The organism is Wenzhouxiangella limi (genome assembly GCF_010499265.1).
Lineage (GTDB): Bacteria > Pseudomonadota > Gammaproteobacteria > Xanthomonadales > Wenzhouxiangellaceae > Wenzhouxiangella > Wenzhouxiangella limi.
The window spans coordinates 289,383-311,704 of sequence record NZ_JAAGSC010000031.1 but is presented as its reverse complement, the minus strand read 5'-3'; the positions used below and the strand labels follow the sequence as shown (position 1 = coordinate 311,704).

The window sequence follows — 22,322 nt, the reverse complement described above, 5'->3', positions numbered from 1 at the left end:
TTGATTGAGCTTTATGACCTGCACTTCAGCTCAGGCTGAAGGGGAATTATCTCCGATTACACCACGCTGTGCCACTTCCGCGTGCAGTCGCTCGACCAGCGCCTCGACGCTCATGGACCCCAGGTCGGTGCCATCGCGCAGCCGCACGGCCACCTGACCGCGCTCGACCTCGCGGTCGCCGACGATCAGCAGATAGGGAATTTTCTCCAGCGTGCGGCCGCGGATTTTATAGCCCACCTTTTCGTTTCTCAAGTCGGATTCGACCCGCAGGCCGCTTTCCCTTAGCCGCTCGCAGACGTCCTGGGCGTAATCGGCCTGGGCGTCGGTGATGTTCATCACCACCGCCTGCACGGGCGCCAGCCAAAGCGGCAGATTGCCCGAATAATGCTCGATCAGGATGCCGGTAAAACGTTCCAGCGAGCCAAACAAGGCCCGATGCAGCATCACCGGGCGCGCTTCCCCACCGTCGGCGGTGCGGTAAGTGGCATCAAAGCGCTCGGGCAGGTTGAGATCGACCTGCAGGGTGCCGCACTGCCAATCGCGGCCGATCGCGTCGCGCAGCACGAACTCGATCTTGGGCCCGTAGAAAGCGCCTTCGCCCGGGTTATAGGTGTAGTCCAGCCCCATGGCGTCGATGGCGCCCTTGAGCGCGCCTTCAAGCTTGTCCCAGGTAGCATCGTCCCCGATCCGGTTTTCCGGCCGGTCGGCGAACTTCAGCCGGACGTCGTCAAATCCGAAATCCTTGTAGACCGACAGGTTGAGCTCGATCACCTTTCGGCACTCTTCTTCCATCTGCTCTTCGGTGCAGTAGATGTGGGCGTCGTCCTGGGTGAAATGACGCACCCGCATCAGGCCGTGCAGCGCGCCCGAGGGTTCGTAGCGATGCACCTTGCCGAATTCGGCCATGCGGATGGGCAGGTCGCGATAGCTCTTGAGGCCGTGCTTATAGAGACTGACCGAGCCGGGACAGTTCATTGGTTTCAGGGCGAAAACGCGATCGTCCTCGGTCTTGGTCGTGAACATGTGCTGGTGATAATTCTGCCAGTGGCCGGAGGTTTCCCACAGCGAGCGGTCCATGACGTCGGGGGTGTTGACCTCGACGTATCCGGCCGCCTCCTGGCGCTGGCGCATGTAGTCGATCAGCTGCCGGAACAAGGCCCAGCCGCGCGGCAGCCAGAACACCGCCCCCGGGGCATCGTCCTGGAAGCGAAACAGGTCAAGCTGTTTGCCCAGGCGCCGGTGATCGCGTTTCTCGGCCTCTTCCAGGCGCTTGAGGAATGCCTTGAGCTGTTTCTTGTCGGCCCAGGCGGTGCCGTAAATGCGCTGCAGCATTTCGTTGCCGGCATCGCCGCGCCAGTAGGCCCCGGCCAGCTTGGTCAGCTTGAACGCGCCGAGCTTGCCGGTGGAGGGGATGTGCGGCCCCCGGCACAGGTCGATGAAATCGCCCTGCCGGTAGAGCGAGATCGTCTCGCCGGCCGGAATATCGGCAATGATCCGAGCCTTGTATTCCTCACCCTGGTCGCGAAAGAATTCGACCGCTTCGTCGCGGTCCATAATCTCGCGCGAGACGGGCAGATCATCGGCGACGATGCGCTGCATCTCCGCCTCGATGGCCTCAAGATCCTCCGGTCGAAACGGTTCTTCGCGCGCGAAATCGTAGTAAAACCCGTTTTCGATGACCGGGCCAATGGTGACCTGGGTTTCCGGGAACAGGCGTTTGACGGCCTGGGCCATCAAATGCGCGGTGGAGTGGCGAATGAGATCCAGTCCTTCCTCGTCGCGGGCGGTGATGATGCGCACACTGGCGTCGGATTCCAGGCAATGGTTGGCATCAACCAGGCGACCGTCCACTTCCCCGGCCAGCGTGGCCTTGGCCAACCCCGATCCGATCGACGCCGCGACATCGGCAACCGTCACCGGCCCGTCGAAGCGTTTGCTCGAACCGTCAGGAAGATTGATCTGAACCATGTCTGCTCACTTGCACTAAAAAACAAAATCCGAAGCGAAAAAAGGGCGCCATGCGCCCCTGACCTCTGAGTTTGCAACCCGGTTGTTGACAATCCGTCAAAGAAGCCGGAAAACCAGCCCATGGGCCGGACAGGATGGTGTAGATGGTGGGCGATACTAGATTTGAACTAGTGACCTCTGCCATGTCAAGACAGCGCTCTAACCAACTGAGCTAATCGCCCCTCTGGACAAGCCCGTTAGTATAGATGAAAGAAGTCTTTCGGGCAAACGCCATCCGGCACTCGCTACAATGGCGGGCCGACTCGCTCCGATAGCTCAATGAATCACCACTTTTCCGTTCTCAATCCGCCACCTTCGCAGCCTGGCACAAGGCAGGACTGGCCCTTGCTGGAGGGGCTCGGCCTGGCCCTGGCCCTGGCGGCGCTGGGCCGACGTCAGGGCGGCCCGCTTCTGGTCGCCGCCGCCGACGGCTACAGCGCCCGTCAGCTGCGCGATGACCTGGCAAGGCTCGACGGACCGCCGGTCGAATTGTTTCCGGACTGGGAGACGCTGCCCTATGACCTGTATTCACCGCATCCGGACCTGATCTCGCGCCGGCTGGACCTGCTCTCGAGACTGCCCACACTGGCTCGCGGGGTGGTCATCGCACCGGTCACCGCGCTGATGCAGCGCCTGGCACCCGTCGCCTGGATCCGCGGCCAGAGCATCAAACTCGCCGTCGGACAACAGATCGATCCGGCCGCATTCCGGGCCCAGCTGCAGGACGCTGGCTACCAGCCGTCAGAGCAAGTCTGGCAACCGGGGCAGTTTGCCACTCGTGGCGCGGTCATCGACCTGTGGCCCATGGGCCAGGCCTTGCCGTTTCGACTGGAGCTGTTCGATGACGAGATCGAAACCATCCGCAGCTTCGATGCCGAAAGCCAGCGCTCGATCGAGAAGCTGGAGGGAATCGATCTGTTGCCGGGACGAGAGTTTCCCTTCGACGAGGACAGCCGGGGCGCGTTCCGGCGGCGCTTCCGTACCCGCTTCGACGTCGACCTGCGGCGCGCGTTGCCCTACCAGGAGGTCGGCGACGGCATCGCCGGCCAGGGATTGGAGCAGTACCTACCGCTTTTTTTCGACCAAACCAGCGCACTAACCGATTACCTGCCGGCCGAACATCGCCTGGTCGTACTCGACGGCGTCGACGAGGCGGCCCGATCCTACGGTGAGCAGATCGAACAGCGTCATGAACAACGCTCGGGAGACATCGAGCGCCCTGCCCTGGATCCAAACGAGCTGTTTTTCGACGGCCGTGAACTGGCCGCCAACCTGGCCGCACGCGCCAGCGTCAGAATCACCCGCAGAAAGCCGGCCGCGGCCGTTGTTCGCTCGCCGGATCCGATCGACCTGGACCAGCAGCCGGAAAAGGCGGTGGCATGGCTCAAGCAGCAGCCGGCTCGCGTACTGCTGGCCGCCGACACCGCCGGGCGTCGGGAACTGATCAGCGAAAGCCTGCGATCGGCCGGCCTGCAGCCCCGGCCAGTACAGTCCTGGGCCAGCTTTGCCAGCCAGAACGACCCGGTCAGCATCGCCGTGCTGCCGGTCTCCAGCGGCGTCATGCTGGAAAACGACGGCATCGCCGTGCTGAGCGAAAACGAGTTGTTTCCCGGCCATGCCCGCAGGGTTTCGCGCGAGCGGCGTACGGGCCAGGATCCTGAAAGCCTGGTCAAGAGCCTGGCCGACCTTCAGCCCGGCGCCCTGATCGTCCACCTTGAGCACGGGATCGGACGCTACCGCGGCCTGGAGGTGCTGGAAGTCGGCGACGGCCGCGGCGAGTATCTGACCCTGGAATACGAGGGCGGCGACAAGCTCTACGTGCCGGTCACCGACCTCGAACTGGTCAGCCGCTACACCGGCGCCGATCCGGACGCCGTCAGCCTCCACCGACTGGGCTCCGACCAGTGGAAAAAGACCCGTCGCAAGGCCGCCGAAAAAGTCCGCGACGTCGCCGCCGAGCTGCTCAATCTGCAGGCGCGGCGGGCCGCGCGCGCCGGCTTTGCCTACGGCCTTGACCGCGGGCTGTATGCGCGTTTCGCCGCCGGCTTCGAGTACGAGGAGACCGACGATCAGCAACGCGCCATCGACGCCGTCCTCGCCGACCTGGCCTCCGACCAGCCCATGGACCGAGTGGTCTGCGGCGACGTAGGTTTCGGCAAGACCGAAGTCGCCCTGCGGGCAGCCTTTGCGGTTGTCGATTCCGGTCGCCAGGTGGTCATTCTGGCCCCGACGACACTGCTGGCCGAGCAGCACCATCGGACCTTCTCCGATCGCTTCGCCGACTGGCCGGTGCGCGTGGAGCTGCTGTCTCGCACCGGCAAGCACACCGCCCAGGTCCTGGCCGGACTGTCAGACGGGACGGTGGATGTTGTCATCGGGACCCATCGGCTGCTGCAAAAAGACGTGCAGGTCAAGGATCTGGGCCTGGTCATCATCGACGAGGAGCAGCGCTTTGGCGTGCGCCAGAAAGAACGCCTGAAGGCCTTGCGGGCCGAGGTCGACCTGCTGACGCTGACCGCCACGCCGATTCCGCGGACGCTGAACATGGCCATGAGCGGTCTGCGAGAGCTGTCCATCATCGCCACCCCGCCGGCTCGGCGGCTGGCGGTCAAGACCTTTGTCAGCGAATGGGACACGCCAACCATTCGCGACGCGGTCCTGCGCGAATTCCAGCGCGGCGGCCAGGTCTATTTCCTGCACAACGAGGTCAAGAGCATGCCACGCATGGTCGCCGAGCTGGCCGAACTGTTTCCGCAGGCACGTATCGGCATGGCCCACGGTCAGATGCCGCCGGGCGAGATGGAGCGCACCATGCGCGATTTCTACGCCCGCCGGATCAACCTGCTGGTGTGCTCGACCATTGTCGAAAACGGTATCGACGTACCTACCGCCAATACCATCATCATCAACCGCGCCGACAAGTTCGGCCTGGCCCAGCTGCATCAATTGCGCGGCCGCGTCGGCCGTTCCCATCACCTGGCCTACGCCTACCTGGTGACACCGCCACGCAAGGCCATGACCCGAGATGCGCAAAAGCGACTTGAAGCGATTCAGTCCATGGAAGAACTCGGCGCCGGTTTTACCCTGGCCAACCACGATCTCGAAATCCGCGGCGCCGGCGAACTGCTGGGCGAGGACCAATCCGGCCAGATCGAAGCGATTGGCTTTTCGCTCTACTCCGACCTGCTCAATCGCGCGGTCGAGGCACTGCGGTCCGGTGCCGAACCGGACCTCGACGAGCCGATGGCGGTGACTGGCGAAGTCGATCTGCACGTGAGCGCCATGATCCCGCCGGACTACCTGCCCGACGTCCATCAGCGGCTGGTGCTCTACAAGCGGATCGCTCAGGCACGCGACGAACAGGCGCTGCACGAACTTCAGGTCGAGATGATCGACCGTTTCGGTCTCCTGCCAATCGAAGTCAAGCACCTTTTCGCAAGTGCCGAACTGCGGCTCGACGCCCGTCGTCTCGGTATTCGTCGCCTTGAGGTCGGGCCGGCGGGTGGCCGCGTCGAGTTCATCAATCAGCCCGATATCGACATGACCGAACTGATCCGCATGATCCAGAAAGAGTCCCACACCTTCGAGCTGCCGGCCGATGATCGGCTGAGGATCAAGGGCGAATATGAAGCGCCGGAACAGCGCCAGGCGCTGGCGCTGGAAGTGCTTGAAAGACTGGACCCGCGCCGCAAAGCCGCCTGAGACCGACCGATCGGGTACACTCGCGCTGGTGAAAATCTCGCTGCTATCCGTTCTTTGCCTTTTTTTCGCCCTGCCCGCCCTGGGGCAGGACGAGCCCGGGACCGTGGTGCGCGTGGAAGTCATCGTCTTCCAGCACACCGACGGTCGTCCGGACGACTGGCCGGCCGGGCCTGGTAATGGCTTCAACGCCCTGCCCGACCCCCGCGAACGCGCGCGGCTGGCCTCCTGGACCGCGCGCCTCGCGCCGCTCGACGCGCCATCCGCGACAGTAACCGCGGACGCTGCACTCAGGGACCGGCTTGACGACCAAGCCGATCCGGCAACGCTGGACCGAAGGCGTCAATTGCGACCGGCCGTGGCTTTTATTCAAGCAAGCGGGGAGCGGCTACAGGGCCCTATCTGGCCGGACTTTTACGTCGCGCTGCCGAGCTTCTCTCAGACCATCCAGCAAGCGGTCCGGCGCCTTCAGGACAGCCCCCGGCACCGCGTTCTGACCAGCATCGCCTGGCTGCAGCCGCTGAACCGGCAGACCGGGAGTTCACCGGTGCGGATTCGCGGCAACGAAGCGCTGACCATCGACTGGACGCAAACCACGCCGACCGCCATTTACACCGACCCCTCCATCGAACCGCCTGACGCTTTGCCGGTCATTGACTACCGCCTCGACGGCAGCCTGCACCTTCGTCAGCGCCAGTTCCGCCACGTCAATCTCGAGCTGGTCTGGAGCGAGGCGGTGCCCCGGATCGACCGCGCCCCCTCGATCGGGCACGAACGAGTCGTCCACCGCCTGAATCTGAGCCGACCGGTCAAAATGGATCGGCTTGAGTACTTCGACTCTCCGTGGCTGGGTGTCCTGGTCCTGATCCAGGAATGGGAACGGCCCGAGTCCGGTTCTGCCAAGCAGATGAACGAAGCCCCCTGACATGTCGAGGTTCGATGACTTTCTGGTCAGCCGCCAGATCGAGCGCGCTTACCAGGCCCTGGTCAACGAGGAAGATGCGCGCGTTTGCAAGGACATCGATGATGACGCCTGCCGCGTCGTTCCCGGCAATTTTCTGCTCCAGGTCGCGACCCAGTTTTTCACCAAGCTCGGCGACGCCATCGCCAACCCAAAGACCGTCCTCGCGTGGATGCTGAGCGCGCTCGGCGCCCCGGGGGTTTTCACGGCGTTCCTGGTGCCCGTGCGGGAATCGGGCTCGCTGATTCCGCAACTCGTCATTGCCAGCTACGTGCGCCGCCAGGCGATCCGTAAATGGACCTTCGTTGTCGGCTGCGTGCTTCAGGCACTGGCGGTTTTCGCCATGGCGCTGATCGCGGTGGCCCTGCGAGGCGCGCCGGCCGGGTTTGCGCTGATCGGCGCACTGATCGTCTTCAGCCTGGCGCGTGGATTGTGCTCGGTCGCATCCAAGGATGTCCTGGGCAAGACCGTGCCCAAAACGCGGCGCGGCCGAGTCAGCGGCTGGTCGGAGTTTCTGGCCGGCCTGGTCACCATCGGTGTCGGGACGGTGCTGCTGCTGGATATCGGCCGCGAAGGCAGCATGGCCACCTACCTGATCCTGCTGGCCTTCGCCGGTGGGCTGTGGCTGATCGCGGCCGGCATTTACGCCCTGGTGCGCGAGAGCCCGGGCGCAACCGACGGCGGGGGCAACGCCCTGAGCGCGGCGCTGGAGCGACTGCAGCTGTTGGCCACCGACCGGCCTTTTCGACAGTTCGTGATCGCCCGATCCCTGCTGTTGTGCTCGGCACTGAGCGCACCGTTTTTCATCATGCTGGCCCATGAGCAGACCGAAGGCGCGCTGCTGGTGCTGGGTCTGTTCGTCATCGCCGACGGGCTGGCCAGCCTGGTCTCGGCCCCGTTCTGGGGGCGATTCGCCGACAGCTCCAGCCGGCAGGTCATGATCTTCGCCGGGGTCGCTGCTGCGGCCGTCGGCCTCGGGCTGGTGGGTATTGTTCAGACGGTACCTGCCCTGGCCGACAGCCATTGGCTCTACCCGCTGTTTTTCTTCCTGCTCGCCATTGCCCATGCCGGCGTACGACTGGGCCGCAAGACCTACATCGTCGACCTGGCCGGCGGCAACAAGCGTACCGACTATGTCTCGGTCAGCAACACCGTGATCGGCGTGGTGCTCCTGCTGACCGGCAGCGTGGGCGCGCTGACCGCAGTCATGCCGGTTTCGGGCGTGATTCTGATTCTGGCGGCGATGGGCCTGGCCGGGGCCTGGCTCAGCGCGCGGCTGCCCGAAGTGACCTGAATCAGCCGGGCGGCCAGTCGAGCTGGCGCCCGCCGAGCAGGTGCAGGTGGATGTGAAACACCGACTGACAGCCGTGCCGGTTGCAGTTGAACACCAGCCGGTAGCCGTCTTCGCTCAGGCCTTCGGCACGGGCGATGTCGCGGGCCGCTAGCAAAAGCTCTCCCATGAGCTCGGCATCGCCGTCTTCAAGATCATTGATGGTGGGAATGCGACGCTTGGGAATGATCAGAATATGCGTGGGCGCCTGGGGATCGATATCGCGAAAGGCCAAAACGCGGTCGTTCTCGAACACGATGTCGGCGGGGATGTCGCGGTTGATGATTTTCAGGAACAAATCGTTGCTCATCACATGACTCCGGTCTGGATGCGTTGTTGAATCTGCGCTGCAGCCGATTCTGAATTCGGCAGATCGCCGGGTGTGTCGGTTGGCCAGGCGGCGCTGCGCAACGGGCTGAAAAAAGGTCCGGGATCGATCTCCATCGTCCGCGGACCGCGCGGCCCGAGTTCGGCCGACAGTGTTGCGGCCATCTGCCGCCGTCCGGCCTGGCAGATGCCGTATGCGCCCCAGCGCGCGGGTTTTTCCAGGCAGTCGGTATTGTTGATCAAGGCGATGGTGCCGCGCTCTCCAGCGCGCAGCAGCGGCATGAGCGCCGAAGTCAGCAGCTGCGGGCCGGTCAGTCCGACCTGCAGCGTGGTAAACCATTCATCAGCCGGCTGGTGTTCCAGTGGCCGCAGCGCGCTGAAGTAAGCGGCGGCGTGTACCAGCACATCCAGGCGCCCGAAGCGCTCTTCGACCACCAGCGCCAGCTGGGCGTAATCATCCGGTCCGGCGCCGGCCAGATCCATGGGATACAGCGCCGGCGCTTCGCCGACCGCCGCCAGCTGATCATGCAGCCGATTGAGTCCGCGCTCGTTACGATCCAGCGCGATGCAGTCGTCCCCGAGCGCAAGGACCCGACTAACCAGGGCGCGTCCGAGCGCGCCTGCTGCTCCCGTAACCAGCCAAACCGGGCGGACACTCCTGTTCATCGCCTGATGCGCCTCTGCTTTCTCACGACTTCCAGGTGAGCGCCGATTGTCGCAGATTCGAGCCATCCGAATGGGCTACCATGGGCCGCTCGATTTCCCGGAACGGCCATGCCCTTCTACGAATACATCAGCGCCGCCGAACAAGGCTGTGATCACTGCCGCGACGGCTTTACGGTGCTGCAGCGGCTGAAAGATCCAAAGCTGGCCGTTTGCCCTGAGTGCGGACATTCCGTCAGACGGCTGATTTCGCCACCCAATGTTGTCAGCGGCAAGGCCCACATGCTCAAGACCTCAAGCATCGAACAGGCCGGCTTCACCCAGTATCGGAAAATCGGCAAGGGCGTCTACGAGAAAACCGCCGGCAAGGGCCCGGGAGTGATCAGCGCCGATGACTGACCCCGGTGTTTTTCGGCCCTTGATGTTGCTCATCCCGCTCCTGCTCGTCGCCTGTGCAACCAGCCCTGTGGCTACCGAAAGTGACCCGGTGCTGCCGCTGGGCCCGGCCCACGTCCTTGAGGGTCAAAGTCAGGAGGGCGACCGCGTGATCTGGGGCGGCCGCATCGTGGCCGTGCGCAACCTGGCCAACCGCACCGAGATCAGCGTGGTGAGCTATCCGCTGGACCGCGCCGATCGCCCGCGGCTGGACGAGGAGCCCGGTGTGCGCTTCCTGGTCCGTCGCCCCGGCTTTCTGGAACCGGTCAAATACGCGCCGGGGCGTTTTGTCACCGTCCTCGGTACCGTCGTCGGGATCGAGCACGCCGAGGTGGACGAGTATCGGCTCGCCCATCCCGTACTTGCCGCCGAGCGCGTGCACCTGTGGCCGGCCGAGGCCTCGCGCTGGCAGTCGCGCACGCAGTTCAGCATCGGCCTGGGAATCAGTCTTTAGCCTTTCACTTTTGCTGGGCCAGGCGGCGGGCGGCGCGCCAGGCCGTCCATACGTTGCCGGCATGACCCGGCAGGATTCGGCGCTGCACGATCACGCCCGGTCGGCGCACCAGCTGGCCGGCCAGACGGCGATCCAGGGCCCAGTGAATGTGCAGATGACGATGGCGGGTCGATAGACGACTCCGCGCGGCATTGCCTTCGCGCACCGCCCGCTCCAGCAGCGTGCGCACCAGCCCGTCCCATCCCGGGCCAGTCCGGGTGTTGATGGCATCACGACGCGCGACCTGAAACTGCGCCTGCAGATCCAGCGGCACCAGCCAGCGATCGTTACGGGCATCCAGCCCCAGATCGCGAACGATGCGTATCAGGTAGCTGGCGCCACCCAGCGCGGCTGCGGCCGAATCGTCCTGTTCTCCCTCCTCGGCCAGGCGCGCTTCCAGGCGGCCCGCCTGGCCGCCGATGGCCAGGCAGTGGGACCACAGCTGCTCGTAGCGCTCGAAGCGCTGGTTTATCGCCGCCGAGCCAATCGAGGCCAGCAGCGCCAGCAAAAGATCCGGCGATACGCGCTCATCAGCGCCGCTATCGGTCATGGCCTCAAGCGCCGGGTGCGGCGCGCCTTCGGCCAGTGCCTGGTGCCACCAGCCCAACCTGGCCTCCCGAACCGGCTGTTCGGCGGCCGGATCGTCCAGCGCGGCCAGCTCGGTGATCAGGCCACGCAGCGCGAGAATGCGTTCGCGCTGGGGTGGGTGCACGAAAAGCAGGCTCGCGGCCAGCGGATTGCCCGGCACCAGCAAGCGATCGCGGCACCACTGCAGCGCGTCCACGATCAGTGCACGGTCGGGCCGATCTGCGGCGCTTCACCGTGCAGCAGCGCGGTCAGATCCAGGCGGTCAAAGCGGTATCGCTGATTGCAGAACTGGCAGCGAACCTCGGTGGGCTCGGGTTCGGCGGCCATCTGTCGAAGTTCCTCCTCGCCCAGGCTGACCAGCACTTCGCTGACGCGATCGCGGCTGCAAGGGCAGTGAAACGCGAGCTCGCGCGGGGGAAACAGTCGCCGCGATTCCTCGTGAAAAAGCCGTCGCATCAGGGTTTCGCCGTCCAGATCCAGGATTTCGTCCCGGCTGGCGGTGGCAAAAAGTTGCTGCAGCCGGTTCCAGTCCTCGCCATCGGTCGGGCGGTCGGGCATGCGCTGCAGCATCAAACCGGCGCCCCGGCTTTTGCTCATGGCCAGATGAAAGCGCGTCGGCAACTGTTCGGAGCGCTCGAAGTAGGCGGCCACCGCCTCGGCCGGGCTGTCACCCTCCAGGGGCACAATACCCTGCCAGCGCTGACCGCCGTCGGTCGGATCCACGGTCAAGGTCAGGATCGAGCCGGCACCTGCGCAGGCGCGCAATTGATCCGGCGGCGGCCGCTCGCCGCGGTCCTCGTCCCACGACAGCATGCCCCGCAATCCGCCGGCGTCGGAGCAGTCGGCCAGCAGCAGCTTCAGCGGTCCCGGGCCGCGCAGCTGCAGACTGATGCGACCGGAAAACTTCAGCCCGCTGGACATCAGCGCCACCACCAGCAGCGCCTCGCCCAGCAGTCGCGCCTCGTCGGACGCGTAGTCACCGCGCGCGAGCACCTCCTCGACCACGCGCTCCAGCCGCACGAAAACGCAGCGCGCGCCGATCTCCTCGAATAGAATGCCTTGTAGATAATCCTTATAAACCATTGGTTTTACTTAATTACATCGTGGATTTCCTGGGGGTGCTGCAAGAGACAAGCGGCACCCCAGGTGGCAGGGTCCTGACCCGGTGCCACGTATCCCCAGGTCGCGGCGGCGGTCAGGCAACCGGCCCGTCGACCGGCCTCGATGTCGCGCAGGTCATCTCCGACCATCAAGGCGTCGCCCGGATGGACACCAAGCCGACGACAGGCCTCCAGCACCGGCGCAGGATGGGGCTTTGGGTTATCCGTGGTGTCGCCGCCAATCACGCAGGCAAGCACCTCATCCCACCCGGCCGCCGAGACCACAGGCGCGGCCAGTCGCGCCACCTTGTTGGTGACCACGGCCAGCAACATTCCTTCAGAACTCAGCTGCTGCAGCATGGCCTCAACCCCCGCAAAGGCCCGGGAATCGACCCAAAAGCGCTCGCCGTAACGCTTGAGGAAGCGCGCGCGCAGCTGCTCGCGATCAAGGTCGGGACGATCGGCGAATCCGGCCTCGATGATGCCGAGCGCGCCGCGCGATGCATGATGGCGAAGCCCAGCGTAGTCCAGCGGCGGCAGTTCGTGAATCCGGCGCAGCCAAGCCAGCGCCGAGAGCAGGTCCGGTGCGCTGTCGACCAGCGTGCCGTCGAGATCGAACAGCACCGCCCGGATGGTCCGGGATGCGCCCATGCCAGTCAGTCCGGCTTGTGCGCGTGGACCAGGTAGTTGACCCGCGGCGGTCCGCCGATACGCACCGTGCGAGAGAACGGGTTGTAGTCCATTCCGCTGATGTCGCGCACATCCAGCCCGCTGGCGCGAACGGCCCCGGCCAGCTCGCCGGGGCGAATAAGACGGTCGTAGCGATGGGTCCCCTTCGGCAACAGGCCCAGGACGTACTCCGCGCCGACGATGGCCAGCGTCCAGGCCAGCGGCGATCGATTGATGGTGCTGAAAAACAGCTGCCCGCCGGGCCGGCACAGCGCGGCGCAGGCGGCAACCGTGCTGGCGGGGTCGGGCACGTGCTCCAGCATCTCCAGGCAGCAGACGACGTCGAACGACTCCGCCTCGGCCTGGGCGAGTTCCTCGGCGGTGATCTGGCGATAGTCGATATCCAGCGCGCTTTCGGCGGCGTGCAGGCGCGCCACGCCCAGCGGCTTTTCGGCCGCGTCGATGCCGGTGACCGAGGCGCCGGCCAGGGCCAGAGACTCGCACAGCAAGCCGCCGCCGCAGCCCACGTCCACAACCCGAGCGTCCTGCAGCCTGGCGCGCGCCGCAATATATTCCGTGCGCGGACCGTTGAGATCGTGCAGAGGGCGGGAATCACCAGCCGGATCCCACCAGCGCGCGGCAAGCTGATCGAACTTCTCTGCTTCCTGAGGATCCAGATTCCGATCCGTCGTGCCCGCCTCGCTGCTCATGCTCTGATCATGCTCGTGTCTTTTGGTCAATTTGCGCAAGACGACGTTGCCACACCCTGCTTTCTTCACGAATGCGGTCTGCATCCAGGGTCTGCAGGCTGCCGTCGCGTACCAGCGCGCGTCCGGCCACCCAGACATCGCTGACCTGGTGCCGGCCCGTGGCATACACCAGCTGCGAAACCACATGATGCACCGGCAGGGTTTCTATCCTGTCAAGATCAACGGCGATGACATCGGCCTGCTTGCCCGACTCCAGCGACCCGATATCTTCGTCCAGGCCCAGCGCGCGGGCGGCGTTGATGGTGGCCATTTCCAGCGCAAGATGGGCCGGAATCGCCTCGGGATCACCGCTGTAGCCTTTGCCCAGCAGCGCCGCCAAACGTGTTTCGGCGAACATGTCCAGGGTATTGTTGCTGGCCGCGCCGTCGGTACCGATGCAGACGTTGACATCGCGCTCGACCAGCGCCGCGACCGGGCAAATCCCGCTGGCCAGCTTCAGGTTCGAGGCCGGGCAATGCAGCACGTGGACCCCGGCGCGTGCGACCCGGTCCATGTCGGTCGGCGTCAGCTGGGTCATGTGGACGGCCAGCAGGCGATTGTTGAACAAGCCCAGTTTTTCCAGCCGGTCAATCGGATGGCAGCGGTACTGCTGCTGGCTGGTTTCGATTTCGCCGGCCGCTTCCAGCAGGTGGAGGTGCACCGGAATATCGAGTTCTTCTGCCAGTTCGCGAATCCGGGCAAAGGCAGAGTCTGTGACCGTATAGGGGGCGTGCGGGGCAAAAGCCGTGGTGACGAGCGGCTCGTTGGCCAGGTCCTGGTGAACGGCCAGGCCGCGCGCGAAGTACTCGTCCTCGGTGGTCGCCCAGGCGGTCGGTACGCTGATGATCGGCATGCCGACCACGGCCCGCATTCCGGCCCGGATGGCGGTGCGGGCCGCGACATCGGGGAAAAAGTAGTTGTCGTTGAAACAGGTGGTGCCGCCCAGCAACATCTCGGCCACGGCCAGCTCGGTGCCGACGCGCACGTAGTCGGGCCCCACGCATTGCTGTTCGGCCGGCCAGATGTGATCCTCCAGCCAGCGCATCAGCGGCAGATCGTCAGCCAGACCGCGCAGCAGGGCCATGGCGCTGTGGGCATGCGCGTTGACAAGCCCGGGCAACAATGCGCGACCCGGCAGGGCAATGCGCTGCGCCTCGGGAAACGCGTCGTCCAGCTTTTCCCGCGGGATAACCGCGCTGATCGTGTCGCCGTGCATGACCAGCGCATGGTGTTCCAGGACCTCTCCGGCCGGATGGACCGGGACGATCCATTCCGGCAGCAGGGCTGTGACCGGCTCGCTCACGGCCCGCTATTCCTTGACCCGGGAGACGTATTCACCCTTGCGCGTATCGACCCGGATCACCTCACCTTCCTGGACGAACAAGGGCACGCGCACGGTTGCCCCCGTTTCCAGCCGCGCCGGCTTGCCGCCGCTGCCGGATGTATCGCCCTTGAGCCCGGGGTCGGTTTCAACGATCTGCAGCTCCACGAAGTTGGGCGGCAGCACGATCAGCGGCTCTCCGTTCCACAGGGTCACCTGGCACAGATCCTCTTCTTTCATCCACTGTTCGCTGTCGCCGATGGCCGCTTCACCTGCCGCCAGCTGCTCGAAGCTCTCCGGGTCCATGAAATGCCAGAATTCGCCGTCGGAATAAAGGTACTGAATCTCCTTTTCGAAGATATCGGCCGCTTCAACCGAATCGCCGGACTTGAAGGTCTTTTCGATGGTGCGTCCGGTCTTGAGGTTGCGCACGCGGACACGACTGAAAGCCTGACCCTTGCCGGGCTTGACGAACTCGTTTTCGACGATGGTGTAAGGATCACCGTCGAGCATGATCTTCAGGCCCGACTTGAACTCGTTGGTGCTGTAGGTAGCCATGGTTACTCCAGATTACAATACGCAGCGGACCCGGCGATCAAGGCCACGACCGAAGCGACGTGAAAGGACAAGCAGCGATGCTGGACAAGGATTCGCTTAGTGTATCGCGAACTCCGATCCGGCCCAACAGCAACTGGCGCGAGCAGCTTCGGGAAGGATTTTGCGATCCGGACTCGCTGTTGACCTTCCTCGGTCTCGAGTCGAACGTCGCCCCCGCCAGTCGCAGGCCCGATTTCCCGATGCGCGTGCCGCGTGCCTTCGCCGAGCGCATGACGGCCGGCGCCATGGCTGACCCGCTTTTGCTGCAGGTTCTGCCGGACCCGGACGAGGCCAGAGCGCATCCGGGGTTCGGCACCGATCCAGTTGGCGATCTTGACAGTCGCTCTGCGCCAGCCGTCCTGCACAAGTACCAGGGCCGGGCACTGCTCATGACCACCGGCGCCTGCGCCGTCCACTGTCGCTATTGCTTTCGCCAGCACTACCCGTACGCCGGGCAGACCATCGGGCCGCGAAGATGGCAGGAAGCGCTTGCCTACCTGGCCCGAAACGAGGACATCGAGGAGGTCATTTTCTCCGGCGGCGACCCGTTCATGCTGCAGACCCGAAAGCTGTGCGAACTGACCCGGGATCTGGCGAGCCTGCCCCACATCCGACGGCTCCGCATCCACACCCGCATGCCGGTTGTCCTGCCGGACCGGGTGACCGCCCATCTGCAGGCGTGGTTGAGCGAATTGCCCTGGCCGGTCGTCATCGTCATCCACGCCAACCACCCGCAGGAGTTCGACCCGTCGGTCGACCACGCCCTGGAACGACTGCGCCTGACCGGCGCTCACCTGCTCAACCAGGCCGTATTGATGCGCGGCATCAACGACCAGGTCCACACCCTGGCCCGGCTGATGGAGCGAGGTTTCCTGGCCGGCGTTCTCCCCTATTACCTGCACCTGCTGGACCGGGTGGCCGGGAGCAAGCGCTTCGAAGTCGACGAGCCGATCGCCCGGGAACTCCTGCACGGTTTGCGCATCCGCCTGCCGGGTTATCTGGTCCCGCGCCTGGTTCGTGAACAACCCGGCGAGCCGTTCAAGCTGCCGGTCCTGTAGCCGGCGCGCAAGAGGCCAACAGCATGCGCAGACAATGCTGCTACCATGCCGGGGTGAACTCCGGAACATCGCGCGCATGAATTCCCTTCTGCCGGTCAGGGCGCTGCTGGTCACGGACGACCCCGCCGGCCCCAAGCGGGTCGATCGATTGCTGGGTTCCGACAGCGGCATCGTGCTGGTTTACGCCGATACCGCCAACGCCGTGACCAGAGCCTTCGAGGAGCACCAGATCGACCTGGTGGTGGCCTATGCCGACAGCAGCCTGCCGGAGTTGTTCGACGCAGTCCATCGGCAAGTGCGCGAGCTCGGGCAGCCGATCGCCGTGATTGGAATCGTCGATCCGGAAGACGAGGCCGCCGCCGCCACCCTTGGCCGGGCGGGAGTCGAAGGGTTTGTCACCAGCGACAATGAACGCCGACTGCATGCCATCCTCCTGCGCCAGGCCGAGTTGCTGCGCGCGAAGCAAAGCGCGAGTCTGGCCAATCGCAGGCTCAGCGAGATCGAAGAACGCTATACCCTGCTGCTCGACAGTTCCAGCGAAGCCATCGCCTATCTGCATGAGGGATTGCATATCTTCGCCAACCCCGCCTACCTGGCGATGTTCGGGTTTGACAGCTTTGAAGAGGTGGAAGGCCTGTCCATGCTCGACCTGCTGGAAAGCACCGACCAGGACACCGATCTGAAACAGGTACTCAAGGCCCTGGCGCATGACGAGATCCCCGGCGCGCCACTGCTGGTCAACGCGCAGCGCGCCGACGGCAGCCAGTTCAGCGCGGTCGTGATGTTCTCGCGCGCGCGCTACGGCGGCGAGGCCTGCGCCCAGATGCTTGTGCACGAGGATCGGGCCGACGCCGACCCGGCGTTGACCGAAGAGCTCCGCCGCATCAAGCAGTCCGACCTCCTGACCGGCCTGCTCAATCATGCCGCCTTAATCGACCTGCTCAAGCGAATACTGGAATCCCACGCCGACAGCACCGATCTGGCGGTGATGATGATGTCGATCGACGATCACGAACGCGTGCAGTCTCGCGTCGGCATCGGCGCCAGCGATCAACTGATCCGCAGCCTCACCGACCTGTTTGTCGAGGCAGTCGGTGAAGAGATTCCAATGGCGCGTCTGCGCGATCACATTTTTGCCGTCGTCCTTGAAAACCACAGCGAAACCCAGGCCGACGCCGTATCACGGCAGGTGGTCGAAAGCTGTCAGGGACAGGTCATTGAGATCGGTGAAATCAGCCTTCCGGTCACCGTCAGCGTCGGTGTCACCCAGGGCAGCAGCGCCAACCCCGTTGCGGAGAACTTGATTTCCCAGGCCGACCTGGCCCTGGCCGAAGCCCTGCGCTCCGGCGGTAATGGGTACGTGCGGTATCGTCCACGGATTTCCTCGGCAACCGATGACGGGGACCTGGCCTGGGGTGAGCGCCTGGTGCATGCGCTGGACCACGACGAAATCCAGCTGCTGTCGTCGCCGGTGACCAGCATGGACGAGGACGATTTCATCATCCACGAAATCGAGTCCCGGCTGCGCTCCCAGGACAGCGACGAGGTGGTCATGCCATCGGTATTCAGCGCCGCCGCCGGCCGCCTGGGGCTGGCGTCAAGAATGGACAAGGACCTGCTCCGGCGCCTGGCGCTGGAGCTCAAGGAGCGGCAATTCTCGCGCGACGACTTGTGGATGGTGACGCTGTCCCTGCAATCGGCCCTCGACAGCAGCTTCTGCGATCACCTGGAAGCGCAGATGAAGCGCGATGTACTGCCCGCCCGACAGATGATCTGGGCGTTTCGCGATCTCGAGGTCCAGGACAAGCTGCGCCAGACCCAGGAGTTCATCCACCGCTTCGGCCCCATGGGCTGCCGGTTTGCGGTCTGTGACGTCGTGCCCGACAGCGCCACCGGCCCGAGCCTGAGGTTTCTCGAGCTGGATTTTCTGCGCCTGGCGCCCGAGATGGTTCAAAACCTTGGCGGCAATGAAACCCTGCGCGACCAGCTCGCCGAACTGGTTCGCGAGGCCTCACGCAATCACGTTCGGATCGTGGCGCCGAAAGTCGATGACACCAGCGACCTCGCCACCCTGTGGCAGCTCGGCATCACCCTGGTCCAGGGAGAGTTCGTGCGCGAGCAGGCGGGCCTGTAGCCGCAGCGGGTCAGCGCGCGCCTTCGGCCAGCGCGCGAATCCGCTCCTCCAGCGGCGGATGACTCATCAGCAAGCGCCGCATTCCCTGCCCGACCCGACCGCGAATCCCGAACGCTTCGACGGATTCCGGCAGCTGCGCCGGCTGACTGCTGGCGCCCAGACGCTTCAGGGCCGCGATCATGTTGGCGCGGCCGGCAAGCCGGGCTCCGCCGGCATCTGCCCGGAACTCGCGCCAGCGCGAAAAGGCCATGACGATCATGCTGGCCAGGATTCCGAGCACGATCTGCAGCACGATGACCGAAATGAAATACCCCGGCCCGTAACCGCGATCGGATCGAAACACGGCCCGGTCGATGATCTGGCCCAGAACCCGAGACAACAGCAAAACGAACGTATTGAGCACGCCCTGCAACAAGGTGAGCGTAATCATGTCCCCGTTGGCCACGTGGGCAACCTCGTGACCCAGCACGGCCTCAACCTCATTGGGTCGCATCCCCCGCAACAACCCGGTGCTGACCGCGACCAGGGCATTATTGCGCGACGCACCGGTGGCGAAGGCATTCGGCTCCGGCGCGTCGTAAATCGCGACGTCGGGCATGCCGATCCCGCTTTCGGCCGCCTGACGCCGGACCGTATCCACCAGCCAGCGTTCGGTCTGGTTCGAGGGTTGCTCGATGATCTGCGCGCGCGTGCCCATCAGCGCAATGCGCTTCGACATCAGCAGCGAAATGACTGCGCCCCCCATGCCGAAGATCAGCGCAAAAAGCAGGGTAGCGGCATGATTGACGTTGATCCCTTGCGCCACCAGCCAGGGCTCAAGGAGATTCATGACGATACCCAAAACGACCAGAACAGCCAGATTGGTCCCAACAAACAGCAGGATTCGCTGCATTTCCTGAATTCCTCTTTTGACGGATAAGGTAATAAACCGAAAGCATACAATGGCTGCTGTGGAGCCCGATTCCAAGATGGTCGAAGCGCCGTGCGCCCTGGAGGTCAGCACGCCAGTCGGACGGTTCGCGCCCTCACCGACCGGGGATCTGCATTTCGGTTCGCTGGTGGCCGCCGTCGGCAGCTTCCTGGACGCTCGGGCCCGCCAGGGCCAATGGCTGGTCCGAATCGAGGACATCGATCCGCCGCGCGAGGTCGCCGGCGCCGCCGAGCGCCAGCTCGCCGCGCTGGCCAAGTTCGGCATGACGCCGGATCGGCCGATCATGTATCAAAGCCGTTCGCGGCTTCGCCACGAAGCCGCGCTCGACCAGCTGCTCGACCTGGCCCTGGCCTATCCCTGTGGCTGCAGCCGCAAAGACCTGCCGCCCGACGGAATCTATCCCGGAACCTGCCGCAGTGGAATTCCGGAAGGCCGGCAGCCTCGCTCCGTACGATTCGCCGTTGGCGAGAGCGAGGTTGCCTTCGATGATCGGGCGCTGGGACTGCAGCGCCAGGTGCCGGCTCGTCAGTCGGGGGATTTCATCATTCGGCGCGCCGATGGCCTGATCGCCTATCAGCTCGCCGTGGTCATCGATGATGCGGCCGCGGGCGTGACCGACGTCGTCCGGGGCGCCGATTTGCTCGACTCGACCGCGCGGCAGATTCTGTTACAGCGGGCCCTCGGCTTTTCAACCCCGCGCTATTTGCACCTGCCGGTCATCGTCGACGCGAACGGGCGCAAGCTCAGCAAATCGCGGGCCGCCGATCCTGTGGCGGCGCTCCCGGCAGGGGCAACGCTCGCGCTGGCGCTCGAGGCACTGGGCCATCCTCCCCCGCCTGGCTGCCAGAACCTGGCGTCGCTTTGGACCTGGGCCCTGGAACACTGGAAGCCGGCGCGGATTCCGCTCGGCCCGGTCACCGTGCACGATGGTCGGGTCGAAAGCTATACTCCGTGATCGCCCCGAAAATACGCGTTGCCTGAATGTCTGCCAACTATCTCGATTTCGAGCAGCCCATCGCCGAACTGGAAGCGAAGATTCGCGAGCTAAGAAACGTTGGTTCGGACAACGAACTCAATATCGAAGAAGAGATCCGACGCCTGGAGGCCAAATGCCGGGAGCGAACCGAGGCGATCTTCGCAGAGCTCAGCGACTGGCAGATTTCGCAGTTGGCCCGACACCCGGAGCGACCCTACACGCTGGATTACGCTGCCATGATCTTCGACCGGTTCGAAGAACTGCACGGTGACCGGGCTTACGCCGACGACCCGGCCATCGTGGGCGGACTGGCGGAACTCGACGGCCGCAGCTTCGTGCTGATCGGGCAGCAGAAAGGTCGCGACACGCGCGAGAAAGTGCGACGGAACTTCGGCATGCCCCGGCCCGAGGGATACCGCAAGGCGCTGCGGCTACTGGACATGGCCGCGCGGTTCCGGCTGCCGGTGGTGACCTTCATCGACACACCGGGCGCCTATCCGGGCGTCGGGGCCGAAGAACGCGGCCAGTCCGAGGCCATCGCCACAAACCTCGCCCGCATGGCCCGGCTGCCGGTGCCGATCATCTGCAACGTGATCGGCGAAGGCGGCTCCGGCGGTGCTCTGGCCATCGGCGTTGGCGACCGCACCAACATGCTGCAGTACAGCATCTACAGCGTGATCTCCCCGGAGGGCTGCGCCTCGATCCTGTGGAAGGACGCGGATCGGGCCGCAACCGCCGCCGAGGCATTGGGCCTGACGGCGCCCCGGCTCAAGTCGCTGGGACTGATCGACAAGGTTATCAAGGAATCGGCCGGCGGCGCTCATCGCAACCCGCAGGAAGTCGCCGTGCGACTCAAGGAGACCATCATCGCCCAGACCGAAGTGCTGCTGAGAAAGCCGGTCGAAGAACTCCTCGAAGAACGCTACCAGCGCCTGATGTCGCCGGGTGTCTTCGAAGAAGCCTGAAACGGACACCGGTCAGGCCCGCGGGCTTGACCCCTGCCTGGCGGCCTGGCCGGGTGCCGGGAGCATTGTGGTCGCTTTCAGCGGCGGTCCCGACTCGGCCTGCCTGCTGCATCTTCTGGCCGAGCAAAACCCGACCCGGCCCTTGCAGGCGATACATATCGACCACGGCCTCGACCGGGGCAGCCGCCAGCGCGCTGCCCGGGCCAAGGAGATGGCCGAGGCGCTGGATATCCCGTGCCGGGTAGAGCGTGTACAGGTGCGGCGCTCAGGATCGATCGAGGCCAACGCGCGCCACGCCCGCTACGAAGTCCTCATGCGCTATATCGGTTCCGGCGATGTCCTGCTGACAGCGCACCATGCCGATGACGTGGCCGAAACCCTGCTGCTGCGGCTACTGCGAGGTTCCGGCCCAGGGGGCCTGGGCGGCATCCCCGGCCAGAGGCGCTTTGGCGGCGGACATCTCATCCGGCCGCTGCTGGGCTGGCGGCGCGAAGAGATCCAGGCCTACCTTGACCGCCATCAGGTCATCAGCATCCGCGATCCGGCCAATGATCTGGTGAGCCTGGATCGCAATTTTCTTCGCCACGAGATTCTGCCGCTCTTGCGCGGACGCTTTCCCGGATGCGTCCAGGCTTTCAACCGCACGGCGAGGCTTAATCGGGCGGCCGGAGAAGTCCTTGCGCAACTGGCCGATTCCGATCTCGAACGGATCGAAGCGCCGGGTCCCTGTCTGCCGCTGGAAGCGCTTTGCAAGCTCGAACCCTTTCACCGGGCCGAAGTGATCCGGCGCTGGTGCCTCAGGCACGACCGGACCCCGCCGCCGGGCCAGCGACTGGACGAGTTCATGCGCCAGATCGACCATGCGGCCGCAGACCGCCAGCCGATCCTGGACTGGGAAGAAGGCCGTCTTCAGCGTCACGGCGCCGGCATCTGGCTGCGCTCGCCGGCGAGGGCACAGGTCGCCTGGAGGCTTCGCTGGGACGGTGCCGATGTACTGCAGCTGCCGGAACCGTCGGGTTCGCTGCGTTTTTCCGCGCCTCCGCCGCGCTTTGAGCTGAGCGTGCGCTCCGGCAGCAACGGCGAACGACTGCGGCTGCACCCGAATTCCGGTCGACGACCGGTCAAGAAGATCCTCGCCGAAGCCGGCGTACCCCCCTGGCAGAGAAACGAGTGGCCCCGCATCTGGCGCGATAATCGGCTGGTCGCACTCGGCGACCGCTGGCTGGACCCGGCGTTCTCGCGCCTGCTCCAGGAGCACGGCGTTCAACTGTTCTGGCACAGCGAACTGCGACGACACGGGCACGCCTGACGCAGCGCCA

Annotated in this window: 20 protein-coding genes and 1 tRNA gene; 10 read left to right on the top strand and 11 right to left on the bottom strand. The window is 64.9% G+C overall.

Translation table 11 applies throughout. The features are described from left to right. Positions 1–30 precede the first annotated feature (30 nt). Both thrS and G3I74_RS03055 read right to left on the bottom strand, forming a co-directional pair. Positions 31–1,968 (bottom strand): threonine--tRNA ligase, encoded by a 1,938-nt coding sequence (gene thrS, locus G3I74_RS03060; RefSeq protein ID WP_164210100.1) that lies wholly within the window; start codon positions 1,966–1,968, stop codon positions 31–33. Between the two features lie 144 nt (positions 1,969–2,112). Then, a tRNA-Val gene (locus G3I74_RS03055) sits at positions 2,113–2,189 on the bottom strand. 163 nt (positions 2,190–2,352) lie between these two features. Here G3I74_RS03055 and mfd point away from each other — a divergent pair. The 3 genes from mfd to G3I74_RS03040 are packed head-to-tail and all read left to right on the top strand — an operon-like array spanning position 2,353 to position 7,961. Then, on the top strand, positions 2,353–5,709 hold the full coding sequence (gene mfd, locus G3I74_RS03050) for a transcription-repair coupling factor (protein WP_164210099.1): 3,357 nt from the start codon (positions 2,353–2,355) through the stop codon (positions 5,707–5,709). 28 nt (positions 5,710–5,737) lie between these two features. Further along, positions 5,738–6,631 (top strand): CsiV family protein, encoded by an 894-nt coding sequence (locus G3I74_RS03045; RefSeq protein ID WP_164210098.1) that lies wholly within the window; start codon positions 5,738–5,740, stop codon positions 6,629–6,631. A 1-nt stretch (position 6,632) separates the two neighbouring features. Further along, positions 6,633–7,961: an MFS transporter gene (locus G3I74_RS03040; RefSeq protein WP_164210097.1), complete on the top strand. Its 1,329-nt coding sequence runs from the start codon at positions 6,633–6,635 to the stop codon at positions 7,959–7,961. 1 nt (position 7,962) lies between these two features. On the opposite strand, the gene G3I74_RS03035 is transcribed toward G3I74_RS03040, so the two are convergent. Both G3I74_RS03035 and G3I74_RS03030 read right to left on the bottom strand, forming a co-directional pair. Then, a complete protein-coding gene (locus G3I74_RS03035) occupies positions 7,963–8,307 on the bottom strand; it encodes a histidine triad nucleotide-binding protein (RefSeq protein WP_164210096.1) in 345 nt (114 codons plus the stop codon). Continuing rightward, a complete protein-coding gene (locus G3I74_RS03030; protein ID WP_164210095.1) occupies positions 8,307–8,990 on the bottom strand; it encodes an SDR family NAD(P)-dependent oxidoreductase in 684 nt (227 codons plus the stop codon). The genes G3I74_RS03035 and G3I74_RS03030 overlap by 1 nt, the downstream gene beginning before the upstream one ends. Before the next feature lie 108 nt (positions 8,991–9,098). Between G3I74_RS03030 and G3I74_RS03025 the strand changes: the two genes are divergently transcribed. Both G3I74_RS03025 and G3I74_RS03020 read left to right on the top strand, forming a co-directional pair. Then, positions 9,099–9,386, top strand: a complete 288-nt coding sequence (locus G3I74_RS03025; protein WP_164210094.1) for an FmdB family zinc ribbon protein — start codon at positions 9,099–9,101, stop codon at positions 9,384–9,386. Then, the gene (locus G3I74_RS03020; RefSeq protein WP_338063046.1) at positions 9,379–9,876 is read left to right on the top strand and encodes a Slp family lipoprotein; all 498 of its coding nucleotides are present in this window, start codon (positions 9,379–9,381) and stop codon (positions 9,874–9,876) included. Before G3I74_RS03025 ends, G3I74_RS03020 begins: the two co-directional genes overlap by 8 nt. Positions 9,877–9,880: 4 nt before the next feature. Here G3I74_RS03020 and G3I74_RS03015 read toward each other — a convergent pair whose 3' ends face one another. Genes G3I74_RS03015 through efp form a run of 6 tightly spaced genes read right to left on the bottom strand, consistent with a single transcriptional unit; the run spans position 9,881 to position 14,900 of the window. Next, on the bottom strand, positions 9,881–10,699 hold the full coding sequence (locus G3I74_RS03015) for a squalene/phytoene synthase family protein (RefSeq protein ID WP_164210092.1): 819 nt from the start codon (positions 10,697–10,699) through the stop codon (positions 9,881–9,883). A gap of 2 nt (positions 10,700–10,701) precedes the next feature. Then, complete coding sequence (hslO, locus tag G3I74_RS03010; protein WP_164210091.1) at positions 10,702–11,586, bottom strand: Hsp33 family molecular chaperone HslO; 885 nt, start codon at positions 11,584–11,586, stop codon at positions 10,702–10,704. A gap of 5 nt (positions 11,587–11,591) precedes the next feature. After that, on the bottom strand, positions 11,592–12,254 hold the full coding sequence (locus tag G3I74_RS03005; protein WP_164210090.1) for an HAD family hydrolase: 663 nt from the start codon (positions 12,252–12,254) through the stop codon (positions 11,592–11,594). Between the two features lie 5 nt (positions 12,255–12,259). Further along, the gene (gene ubiG, locus G3I74_RS03000; RefSeq protein WP_164210089.1) at positions 12,260–12,982 is read right to left on the bottom strand and encodes a bifunctional 2-polyprenyl-6-hydroxyphenol methylase/3-demethylubiquinol 3-O-methyltransferase UbiG; all 723 of its coding nucleotides are present in this window, start codon (positions 12,980–12,982) and stop codon (positions 12,260–12,262) included. 7 nt (positions 12,983–12,989) lie between these two features. Then, the gene (locus tag G3I74_RS02995; protein ID WP_164210088.1) at positions 12,990–14,324 is read right to left on the bottom strand and encodes a TRZ/ATZ family hydrolase; all 1,335 of its coding nucleotides are present in this window, start codon (positions 14,322–14,324) and stop codon (positions 12,990–12,992) included. A gap of 6 nt (positions 14,325–14,330) precedes the next feature. Next, on the bottom strand, positions 14,331–14,900 hold the full coding sequence (gene efp / locus G3I74_RS02990; protein WP_164210087.1) for an elongation factor P: 570 nt from the start codon (positions 14,898–14,900) through the stop codon (positions 14,331–14,333). 59 nt (positions 14,901–14,959) lie between these two features. Here efp and epmB point away from each other — a divergent pair, with 59 nt between their 5' ends. Together epmB and G3I74_RS02980 are read left to right on the top strand one after the other, a co-directional pair. Next, positions 14,960–15,997, top strand: coding sequence for an EF-P beta-lysylation protein EpmB (gene epmB / locus G3I74_RS02985; RefSeq protein ID WP_338063045.1), 1,038 nt, complete (start codon positions 14,960–14,962; stop codon positions 15,995–15,997). Positions 15,998–16,073: 76 nt separating this feature from the next. Further along, the gene (locus G3I74_RS02980; RefSeq protein WP_164210085.1) at positions 16,074–18,131 is read left to right on the top strand and encodes an EAL domain-containing response regulator; all 2,058 of its coding nucleotides are present in this window, start codon (positions 16,074–16,076) and stop codon (positions 18,129–18,131) included. Between the two features lie 10 nt (positions 18,132–18,141). Here G3I74_RS02980 and htpX read toward each other — a convergent pair whose 3' ends face one another. After that, positions 18,142–19,023, bottom strand: a complete 882-nt coding sequence (gene htpX / locus G3I74_RS02975) for a protease HtpX (RefSeq protein WP_164210084.1) — start codon at positions 19,021–19,023, stop codon at positions 18,142–18,144. Positions 19,024–19,072: 49 nt separating this feature from the next. Here htpX and gluQRS point away from each other — a divergent pair, with 49 nt between their 5' ends. From gluQRS to tilS, 3 genes are read left to right on the top strand one after another with little or no spacing between them, the layout of a single operon-like run. Further along, complete coding sequence (gluQRS, locus tag G3I74_RS02970) at positions 19,073–20,017, top strand: tRNA glutamyl-Q(34) synthetase GluQRS (RefSeq protein WP_239056524.1); 945 nt, start codon at positions 19,073–19,075, stop codon at positions 20,015–20,017. A gap of 26 nt (positions 20,018–20,043) precedes the next feature. Beyond that, positions 20,044–21,003, top strand: coding sequence for an acetyl-CoA carboxylase carboxyltransferase subunit alpha (locus G3I74_RS02965; RefSeq protein ID WP_164210083.1), 960 nt, complete (start codon positions 20,044–20,046; stop codon positions 21,001–21,003). Then, a complete protein-coding gene (gene tilS / locus G3I74_RS02960; protein WP_164210082.1) occupies positions 20,984–22,312 on the top strand; it encodes a tRNA lysidine(34) synthetase TilS in 1,329 nt (442 codons plus the stop codon). The genes G3I74_RS02965 and tilS overlap by 20 nt, the downstream gene beginning before the upstream one ends. Positions 22,313–22,322: the final 10 nt, after the last annotated feature.

What these genes read in the sequence shown, in the direction of transcription:
- thrS (WP_164210100.1), bottom strand. Translation starts at nt 1,968, where the DNA reads ATGGTTCAGATCAATCTTCCTGACGGTTCGAGCAAACGCTTCGACGGG.
- G3I74_RS03040 (WP_164210097.1), top strand. Translation starts at nt 6,633, where the DNA reads ATGTCGAGGTTCGATGACTTTCTGGTCAGCCGCCAGATCGAGCGCGCT.
- G3I74_RS03035 (WP_164210096.1), bottom strand. Translation starts at nt 8,307, where the DNA reads ATGAGCAACGATTTGTTCCTGAAAATCATCAACCGCGACATCCCCGCC.
- G3I74_RS03030 (WP_164210095.1), bottom strand. Translation starts at nt 8,990, where the DNA reads ATGAACAGGAGTGTCCGCCCGGTTTGGCTGGTTACGGGAGCAGCAGGC.
- G3I74_RS03025 (WP_164210094.1), top strand. Translation starts at nt 9,099, where the DNA reads ATGCCCTTCTACGAATACATCAGCGCCGCCGAACAAGGCTGTGATCAC.
- G3I74_RS03020 (WP_338063046.1), top strand. Translation starts at nt 9,379, where the DNA reads ATGACTGACCCCGGTGTTTTTCGGCCCTTGATGTTGCTCATCCCGCTC.
- hslO (WP_164210091.1), bottom strand. Translation starts at nt 11,586, where the DNA reads ATGGTTTATAAGGATTATCTACAAGGCATTCTATTCGAGGAGATCGGC.
- G3I74_RS03005 (WP_164210090.1), bottom strand. Translation starts at nt 12,254, where the DNA reads ATGGGCGCATCCCGGACCATCCGGGCGGTGCTGTTCGATCTCGACGGC.
- ubiG (WP_164210089.1), bottom strand. Translation starts at nt 12,982, where the DNA reads ATGAGCAGCGAGGCGGGCACGACGGATCGGAATCTGGATCCTCAGGAA.
- efp (WP_164210087.1), bottom strand. Translation starts at nt 14,900, where the DNA reads ATGGCTACCTACAGCACCAACGAGTTCAAGTCGGGCCTGAAGATCATG.
- G3I74_RS02980 (WP_164210085.1), top strand. Translation starts at nt 16,074, where the DNA reads ATGAATTCCCTTCTGCCGGTCAGGGCGCTGCTGGTCACGGACGACCCC.
- htpX (WP_164210084.1), bottom strand. Translation starts at nt 19,023, where the DNA reads ATGCAGCGAATCCTGCTGTTTGTTGGGACCAATCTGGCTGTTCTGGTC.
- gluQRS (WP_239056524.1), top strand. Translation starts at nt 19,073, where the DNA reads ATGGCTGCTGTGGAGCCCGATTCCAAGATGGTCGAAGCGCCGTGCGCC.
- G3I74_RS02965 (WP_164210083.1), top strand. Translation starts at nt 20,044, where the DNA reads ATGTCTGCCAACTATCTCGATTTCGAGCAGCCCATCGCCGAACTGGAA.